Genomic DNA, 8,037 nt, shown 5'->3' with positions numbered 1-8,037 from the left:
ATTTTTCTATATATACAATTCGGCCACTGCACGAGGCGGGTTCTTCGTGGCAGGATGGGGGTTGTGCTACGCCACAACCCCATCCTGCCAGAAGGCTGACGCCCTCTGGACTCCCGGACCGCTCGGCGCTTCGCTTCTCGCAGTCCAAAGGCAAAAGACATGAAAGACGGAAAGACCGGAGACGGCGGCCGGAGCGCCGCCCGGAAATGGGTGACGATCCGCGTCACCGAAAGAGAAAAAACTCGCCTCATGGAGCAGGCGGAAATCGCCGGACTGTCCCTGTCGGAATACATGCGGCGACGTTTTTTCGGAGGCAGGCCGCTGGTGGCTCATGCAGACCTGAGTACCGTTGCGGAACTGAGGCGGATAGGCGGCCTGCTCAAGCACAATTTCGAGACGCTTCGGCAGGCGAAAGCTCCCCCGGATATTCTGGAACGGCAGGAGGACGCCCTGCGGAATCTGGTCTGGGCCATCCAGAAAATCTCGCTGCGGTGTCATCATGATTGTCAAGAAAATCAGGAATACGAAGGCTGAAAAGCCCAAGGCGTGGCAGATAGGCGACCTCGTGGATTACATCCGGTTCCCCCATAACAGAAATCCGCGTGAGAAAATCGAATACGCGGACGGAAGAGGTTTTCTTTCAGCAACACATACCGGTCAAAAGGTGGAAATGATTGCTCTGGCAAGGGAGTCGGTTCACAGCGACATGCCGGTGCAGCACTGGATGTTTTCCTGGCAGGAAGGGGAACAGCCCACCAGGGAACAGGTGGAGGAAGTGGTGGACATGTTTCTGGAAAAAATGGGGCTGACCGGACATCAGACCGTGTATGGGGTGCATTATGACACGGACAATTATCACCTGCATGTCGCGGTCAACAGGACGCACCCGGAAACGGGAAAAGTCGTGCTTCCTTTCAACGGACTGGACATTCAGGAGGCGCATAAGCTCGTGGCCCATATTGAAGGCAGGCAGGGATGGGCCAGCGAAGAAAACCCCATGTATGCGGTACTGGAAAATGGCGAGCTGGCGCGAAGGAGGACGGCCCGCGAAATAAAACCAAAGCAGGCCGCACTGGATTTTGAACATGCCACCGGCGAAAAATCCGCCCAGCGCATCGCGCAGGAGCGCGGGCATTCCATCATAAAAGACGCGCAATCGTGGACTGACCTACACGAAAAACTTGCGGAAGTCGGTTTGCGTTTTGAGAAGAAAGGTTCCGGGGCCATCATTTTTGTGGGGGAAAAGGCCGTGAAGGCATCCTCCGTAGACCGTGCGTTCAGCATGGGAAAGTTGTGCAAAAGGCTGGGGGAGTTTGAGGAAGGAACGTACCCGGATGCCTTGGGAAAGATTGCCCCGGAGCCGGTAAGCTCCGTCAATCTGGAAGCATGGAAAATGTATCAGGAAGAGTTCGCCGGAGGCCAGAAAATGGCAGGAACAGCAGGTAATGCCGAGCTTGCCCGGATGAAGGAACGGCACAGGTTTGAGAGGAAAAAGGCGCTTTCCCACCTGGCGAAATATGGTTTGCCGGTTCTGAATATCGCCCGGCATTGCCTGATGGCGCAGCAGAGAGCGGAACGGCTTTCCTTTCATTCAGGTCGGAAAAAAGTGCGAGGAGGCAAGCCGCGTTTTGAGAACTGGCTGCGGTCACGAGGCATGGAAAAGGAGGCAAATCGCTGGCGGTATCGGGCGGCACGGGAGGAAAAAAGACACGCCCCGCCGCCTGCCGAAAGACGGGAAAAGGGAGCGGAAACCATGCGGGAACTTGCGAATTTCAGAAAGTATGCGGATGCTGTGAATGCGGAACGCTACCGTGTGACCTGCATAAAGATGGAAGAGGACGGCGGCAAAAAGACCTTCATCCTGGACAAAAAAGGTGGCATGACCAGAGGTTTTTCCCCGGACGAGCTGGAGGCTCACATACCGGAGATGCTGCGCTTCCAGAAGCGGGGTGAAAATATCTACTACACGCCGCTATCGGATAATCGGCATCACATCCTTATCGACGACATGACCCGCGAGAGTTTGAAGAGGTTACAGGAGGACGGCTTTCGCCCCGCCGTGGTGCTGGAAAGTTCGCCGGGCAATTACCAATGCCTGCTGACCATCCCCCGGCTGGGCACGGAATTTGACCGGGACGTGGGCAACCGCATCACGGAGCGCCTGAACCGGGAGTACGGCGACAAAAAGCTGTGCGGCTGCATCCATCCCCACCGTGCGCCGGGTTTTGAAAACCGCAAGCCGAAGCATCGGCGTGAAGACGGTTCATTCCCGCAAGTGAAGCTCCTGTTTGCAGAGTGCCGGGAGTGCGGCAAGGCGCTGGCTCTGGCCAGAAGGATTGACCATGAGTACGCGGAGGAAGCCGAGAAACGAAAGTCCGAGCGCCGGACGTTCCCGATGCCGGACTTTCGGCCCGGCGACCCGGCCTCGGCCTATTATGTCCATCTGGAGAATATTCGCAGGCATCTGACCATTGAAGATTACTCCCGCGTGGACGCGATGATCGCCCTGCGGCTGCGCTCCAACGGCCACAGTCGGGAAAGCGTGGAAGAAACCATCCGCACCTGTGCCCCGACCATCCGGGAAACGCAGACCGGGCGCAACTGGCAGCGGTACGCCGAACGCACGGCGGATTACGCTTTCGGCCCCGCCGGAGACAGGGACCTGGAGCGAAATGAGCGGTATCGGGAACTGTGGAGGAAGATTGAACGCACAGAAGAAAAGGAGCAGCGTATACGGATGAAATAGGATGAAACATAGTATGAAGAAATAACAGGGAAAAAGTATGTTCAGCATCTTGCCCATCGGGCATTACTCAGATAGGATATTCATATGGGAAAAGAACGAATACCACATGATTCTGCGTACAAGCAGTTTTTCAGCAATCCTGAAATGGTGGAATCGCTGTTACGGGATTTTGTTCCCGCTGATTTCATTGCGGACCTTGATTTTTCTACTCTTGAACGCTGTCCGGGCAGTTATGTGACGGACGACCTGCGGGAACGCCATGACGATATTGTCTGGCGAGTCGGCTGGAAAAAGGGTTCTTGGTGTTATGTGGCGTTGCTCCTGGAGTTCCAGAGCACGCCCGACCACTGGATGGCGTTGAGAATGCTGTCCTACACGGCACTGTTGTTGCTCGATCTCGTCAAAACTGGAAATATCCGCGAAAATGAGGGCTTGCCGCCGGTGTTTCCCATTGTTATATACAATGGAGGCAAGGCATGGAAAGCTCCGCAGGAGGTGGCGGCATTGTTCGCTCCCATGCCGGAGAGCCTGAAATTTTATCGTCCCCAGCACCGGCATTTTTTGTTGGACGAAAGTCGAGTGTCAGGAGATGAACTGGACAAAAGCAAGGGCCTGGTCGCGCAGCTCCTGAGACTGGAACGAGCGCAGGAACCGGAACAGGTTCGGCAGATAGTCAAGGAGTTGATAAGCCGACTTCATGGGCCTGAATACTTGGTTTTGCGTCGGGCGTTTACAATATGGTTGGCTCGTGTTGTCCTTAAACGCTCTGGAATAACAGAAGAAATTCCCGAATTTCAAGACTTGCGGGAGGTTGACGCCATGTTGGAAGAACGTGCCGCTCAGTGGAAAGACGAATACATTCGGCAAGGGGTAATAATTGGGAAGGCTGAAGGAAAGGCTGAAGGTATAGGTTTGGCCTTGCGGGACTTGCTGGAGGCCCGTTTTGGAACGCTCCCCCAATCCGTGACTTCCTATATTGCGAGTTCATCTGACTCAAACGCCCTGCGGAAACTGACACTTTCCGCATACCATGCGGAGTCGTTGCAGGCGTTTATTGACCAGATCAAAAAAGATGACGACAACTTGATGTAATTTGTAATTGCATATTCAGTAAAATATGCTGCCGCTTGTTTCTTTATGAGGCAAGCGGCATTTTTTTGGGGGTAATCGAAAAGAGCGACAGACAGAGACACAGCTCCGGCCTGCCACTCCATAAGCTCACACAACGCTGTGTGCTACGCCGAGGCCAGCGTTTCCACCATATCCGCCACAGCAGTGCAGGCATCGGCATTCAGGAGGAATATGGCATCCTCTTCCGCGCCTTTTTCCGCCTTGGGAAGTTTCAGGCCAGACACAGCCAGCCCGGCATCCAGCGTGAACTCCAGTTGCCGGTCGGGATCAGCATCGGAAGTAGCTACCAGATGCAGTTTCTGAATGGCCATACCTTCCTCAAGCGCCTGCGCTACGGCGTTCAGGCTGTTCTGCACAGCCACGGCGGCCTTTTCCTCGGCCTGTTCGGAAGCGGCCAGACTGGCGGAACCCATCGGATGCAGGGTGTAGCCTCCGCACGGGTAGCCTTCCCCGCGCAGGATAGCGGCAAAGAGTCTCGGCATGTCGCCCGCAGGCGTGATGGGCGCGGCATCAATGCCGAACGTGGTCTTGAACAGGTCAAGCACCGGCTGTACCGCCTTGGCGGAAGCCGATCCCACAAGCAGGCGTCCCTTTTCCGCATCCCACAGGCAGTCGATCACGGACGGCACAAATTCCGCCCTGGCGGTCAGTTTGGCGGTGATGGCCTCCTTCAGCTCCTTTTTGCGCTGGCTTCCGACCTTTTTGCCGGAAGCCCGTTCTTCCCGCACGGCTTCGGCAAGCTGGAGCCGGATAACGGCCCCGGAAGCCTTGCGGGTATCCAGACGAAAGGAAAAGCCGGAATAGCGACCATCCACGGCGGCCAGTTCAAAACCGTCCGTATCCAGTGGATCGCCAAGCGCCACCCAGCCGAGGCGTCTGCCGTCAGCATCAATATCAGGCGTAAAGGCGTGTTGCCGCAGGGCATCCAGTGCAAGCCCGGCTGCGGAATCGGCCTTGCAGATGGTCAAGGCTGTATTTGAAGACATGAAACCTGACATGAGTAACTCCTTGTCTTTGTTGTGATGTTAGAGAGAAAAATGATTCATGCCGCTTACCTCATGCGCGGACGTGAAATCACAAATCCATGTACGCCGCCGGAGGATGAAGCTGTCTGAACGGCGGCTTTGGCCTGCGGAGCCGTGAGCTGTCTGTATGCCTCCACATGCTCCAGGGATTCCGCAAGGCTGTCAAAGGTGGCGTTAACGGTGCGCGCCCCGTTGATGATATGGTTTTTCTCGTACTGGACACGAAGGCCGATTTTGCCGTTTCCTGCCTGGAAGACGCGCAGTTCATACATTTCGTCGTCTTCAGCATCCAGCTTCAATATATGTTCGTGTTTGCCATAGAAATCCAAACTGCTGGGAGAGAAGCCCGCTCCCACAAGCCGGTCATGGTATGATTGGGAGGCGTCGGGGCTTGAGGGAATCTTCTCAGCGGGCGGCGTTTCTTCAAGCCCGCGTTGTGCGGCGTCATTGCGGGCAACCTGTATGGCCGCTTCCCGCGTCTCGAACTGCTTGAGTTTCATACCGCTCGGCGCGGTCGCCGTGCTGTGCCACTGATCGTCCTCGTACAGACTTTGCCCCAGGGAACCGATGCTGCTGTTGAAATAGGTACGGCGCAGGACATACCCGTTTTGCAGTGTATAGCCGTTGTGCTGATTGGAGATGGTGTACTCCGTTCTCCCTTCACCTTCGCCGTATTTGAGCGTGTGAGCCTGTTTTTCCGGCGGCGCGGCGGGAACTGCGGCGGCAGCGCTGTCTTCCTTCGGATGGGGCGCTTCCGCTGTTGTCGGCTGTTCATCGGTCAGAGAGGTTTTCGGCGTCCAGGTGGAGACGTAGCTCGAATCATCCTGCATCCGCTGCAATTCCCGGATGACCGCGCTGTGGTTTTCCCGTGCCAGAGCCAGCTCTTCCTGCTGCGGAAACTCCTTGCCCAGAGCGGCCTTGACCGTTTCCAGTTCGGCCTTTTCCTGCCGGGCGTTCTCCCGCTGCGTTTCCACAGCCTCATCCAGCCCCCTGGCCAGAAAATTGTCCATGCGCTGAAACAGACCGGCCAGACTGAACTTTTCCTCAAAATCGTAGAACAGATTCCCCGGCCGGAACTCCCGTTCGCCCGCCCCCCGAAGCGAAAGCTGAAAACCGTCCTTGCCGCTCATGCGTGTTGCCGCGCGCTCGACAGAGACCTCAAAACCGCGATAGGAGCCGAACGGAAACTTTGCGCTGGAATCGCGGCTGACTTCCTTCACGCCTTCAAGCAAACGGTCTTTTATCTTTTCGCTGTCCTTTGCTGTCAATGTCTTGCCGTCAGCCGTCAGCTCCACCAGGATTTTTTCTTTCCCCTTTTCCATGACCGTGCGGGTATGGGAATCCCTGCGGCGTATGTTTTCCGCATACAGAGTTTCCTCTTTGGCAAGCCGTGTTTCCGTGGAAGCAAGATACTTGAGGCGGTCGCGCATCCGGTGCTGGCTGCGCTGATGCTGCGAATACAGAGCTTCGAGCTTGCGCAAGTCGGCGGCAAGCTGTACCTGCATGAGGATAAGCGGATTACCGGATGCTGCGGCTTTCATTTCGGCGGCATTGGCGGCTTCCGAGGCCACATCATCAATGACGCGCTGAAGCAGATCGCCCTTGCGAAACTGTTCAATAGCGGCTGACTTGTACTCTATGCATTGCCACATCCGCGAGTCGTAAGTCATCTTTGTTGCATAATTGAATATCTTCACTGTAAAAGTGTCAGGATTGCGTTCATAAAACATATTCCCCTGACGTATAATTCTTCCATTTCGTTGCTCAAGGTCACTCGGCCTCCAGGGAGCATCAAGATGATGCGCGGCCACAAGCCTTTTCTGCACATTCATGCCAGCGCCCATCTTTGCGGTTGAGCCAAGAAGAACACGAACACGACCTGTGTTCATATCGCTGAACAGCTTTGCTTTCCGTATATCCGTGTTGGCGTCATGGATGAAGGCAATTTCCTCGGCGGGAATCCCCGTTGCCATGAGTTTTTGCTTCATGTCGTCATACACGGAGAACTTGCCGGACGACATGGCGATGACCTCATCCATATTGACGACACCGGCAAGAGCGTCGTCTCCGTCATCTTCGGTCATGTCTTCCTGTTCCGGCGTTTCGCGGACAAGCGTGCCGTCCACGTCGATAAGCGCTCCGGATTCCAAATCCTGCCGTTCGCTCTGAGCGGATGCCGGAGCCTTCCCTCCCTTGGGTGTGGACAAATCACAGAAAACAAGCTGCGTTCCCTTGTCATTGGTTGTATCGCGCCAGATGTCGTATATCCGCGCGACAGCCGCATTGAGCTTGGACCCTTCAAAATCATCGGCGGTCGGCGCTATAAGCCGGAAATCCAGCCCGGCCTTGCGGGCGTCATTGGTGACTTTGAGAGGATTGTCGATGCGCGGGTCTTTGGGCAGATTTTCCATTCGCTGGATGATCTTGTCCATATAGGCAGCCTGAGCCGGGGAGCGTTCCACCACGTCATTGAACGGTTTGCCACCCTCAATCGGAGGCGTCAGGGGCCGTTCTCCTGCCTGTTTCGCCTGTTCGTCCAAATCGTTTTTTGTCACGACATCGGCAAAGGTTCGGTACATGGAGAGCAGCTCAGGCACGTTCTGAAACTTGGCAAAGCGGCTTTTTAACTTATAATTTACTCCTGTTTTATGATGTATTTAATTGAAATAATATGATAAAATTTTTTAAAATATTTTTGACACCCTGAAATTTACCCTGCAAAACACTGGATGGAAAAAGCTGTTTTTGGTCAGTATCAGACAGAAAGGACGGGGAGATGAATCCAAGTGCCATGACCCACTGAATGCGGGTTGCATGGAATCCCAAGGGCACAAGGGGCTGGCAAACCGCTTGCCGTGCAAAAAGTTGCCTGCTAACTTTATCTTCCAGAAACCTGTCTCGGAGAAGAAAATGGGGAAGCAGAGTACAAGCAATATTGGTTTTGAAAAACAGATATGGGATGCCGCCTGCGTGTTGCGCGGCAATATGGATGCCTCTGAATACAAGTCCGTTGTGCTTGGGCTTATTTTTCTCAAGTACATATCCGACAGCTTTGAGGCAAAATATCAGGAGCTTCTCGCTGCCGGTGAAGGGGATGAGGAAGATCGGGATGAATATACCTACGAAAACAGAGAA

General features: G+C 54.8%; 6 protein-coding genes. 4 read left to right on the top strand and 2 right to left on the bottom strand.

All coding sequences use genetic code 11. The features are described from left to right. The first annotated feature begins 159 nt into the window (after positions 1-159). The 3 genes from ACQRA4_RS13300 to ACQRA4_RS13290 all read left to right on the top strand — a co-directional run bounded on the left by ACQRA4_RS13300 (position 160) and on the right by ACQRA4_RS13290 (position 3,838). A complete protein-coding gene (locus ACQRA4_RS13300; RefSeq protein ID WP_427823545.1) occupies positions 160-534 on the top strand; it encodes a plasmid mobilization protein in 375 nt (124 codons plus the stop codon). Next, positions 500-2,746: a DNA-primase RepB domain-containing protein gene (locus tag ACQRA4_RS13295; protein WP_427823544.1), complete on the top strand. Its 2,247-nt coding sequence runs from the start codon at positions 500-502 to the stop codon at positions 2,744-2,746. Before ACQRA4_RS13300 ends, ACQRA4_RS13295 begins: the two co-directional genes overlap by 35 nt. A gap of 84 nt (positions 2,747-2,830) precedes the next feature. Beyond that, the gene (locus ACQRA4_RS13290) at positions 2,831-3,838 is read left to right on the top strand and encodes an Rpn family recombination-promoting nuclease/putative transposase (protein WP_427823543.1); all 1,008 of its coding nucleotides are present in this window, start codon (positions 2,831-2,833) and stop codon (positions 3,836-3,838) included. 143 nt (positions 3,839-3,981) lie between these two features. On the opposite strand, the gene rdgC is transcribed toward ACQRA4_RS13290, so the two are convergent. Continuing rightward, positions 3,982-4,875, bottom strand: coding sequence for a recombination-associated protein RdgC (gene rdgC, locus ACQRA4_RS13285; RefSeq protein WP_427823542.1), 894 nt, complete (start codon positions 4,873-4,875; stop codon positions 3,982-3,984). 53 nt (positions 4,876-4,928) lie between these two features. Then, complete coding sequence (locus tag ACQRA4_RS13280; RefSeq protein ID WP_427823541.1) at positions 4,929-7,499, bottom strand: helicase-related protein; 2,571 nt, start codon at positions 7,497-7,499, stop codon at positions 4,929-4,931. Between the two features lie 217 nt (positions 7,500-7,716). Between ACQRA4_RS13280 and ACQRA4_RS13275 the strand changes: the two genes are divergently transcribed. Then, positions 7,717-8,037: type I restriction-modification system subunit M N-terminal domain-containing protein (locus tag ACQRA4_RS13275; protein WP_427823540.1), on the top strand; the 321-nt coding region annotated here is incomplete at its 3' end.

Origin of the sequence: Desulfovibrio sp. SGI.169 (assembly GCF_050313595.1) — a bacterium.
Classification (GTDB): domain Bacteria; phylum Desulfobacterota; class Desulfovibrionia; order Desulfovibrionales; family Desulfovibrionaceae; genus Desulfovibrio.
This window is presented reverse-complemented; position numbering and strand designations above follow the sequence as displayed.

Excerpts from the sequence above, each read along its gene's own strand:
- ACQRA4_RS13300 (WP_427823545.1), top strand. The coding sequence starts at position 160 with ATGAAAGACGGAAAGACCGGAGACGGCGGCCGGAGCGCCGCCCGGAAA.
- ACQRA4_RS13295 (WP_427823544.1), top strand. The coding sequence starts at position 500 with ATGATTGTCAAGAAAATCAGGAATACGAAGGCTGAAAAGCCCAAGGCG.
- ACQRA4_RS13290 (WP_427823543.1), top strand. The coding sequence starts at position 2,831 with ATGGGAAAAGAACGAATACCACATGATTCTGCGTACAAGCAGTTTTTC.
- rdgC (WP_427823542.1), bottom strand. The coding sequence starts at position 4,875 with ATGTCAGGTTTCATGTCTTCAAATACAGCCTTGACCATCTGCAAGGCC.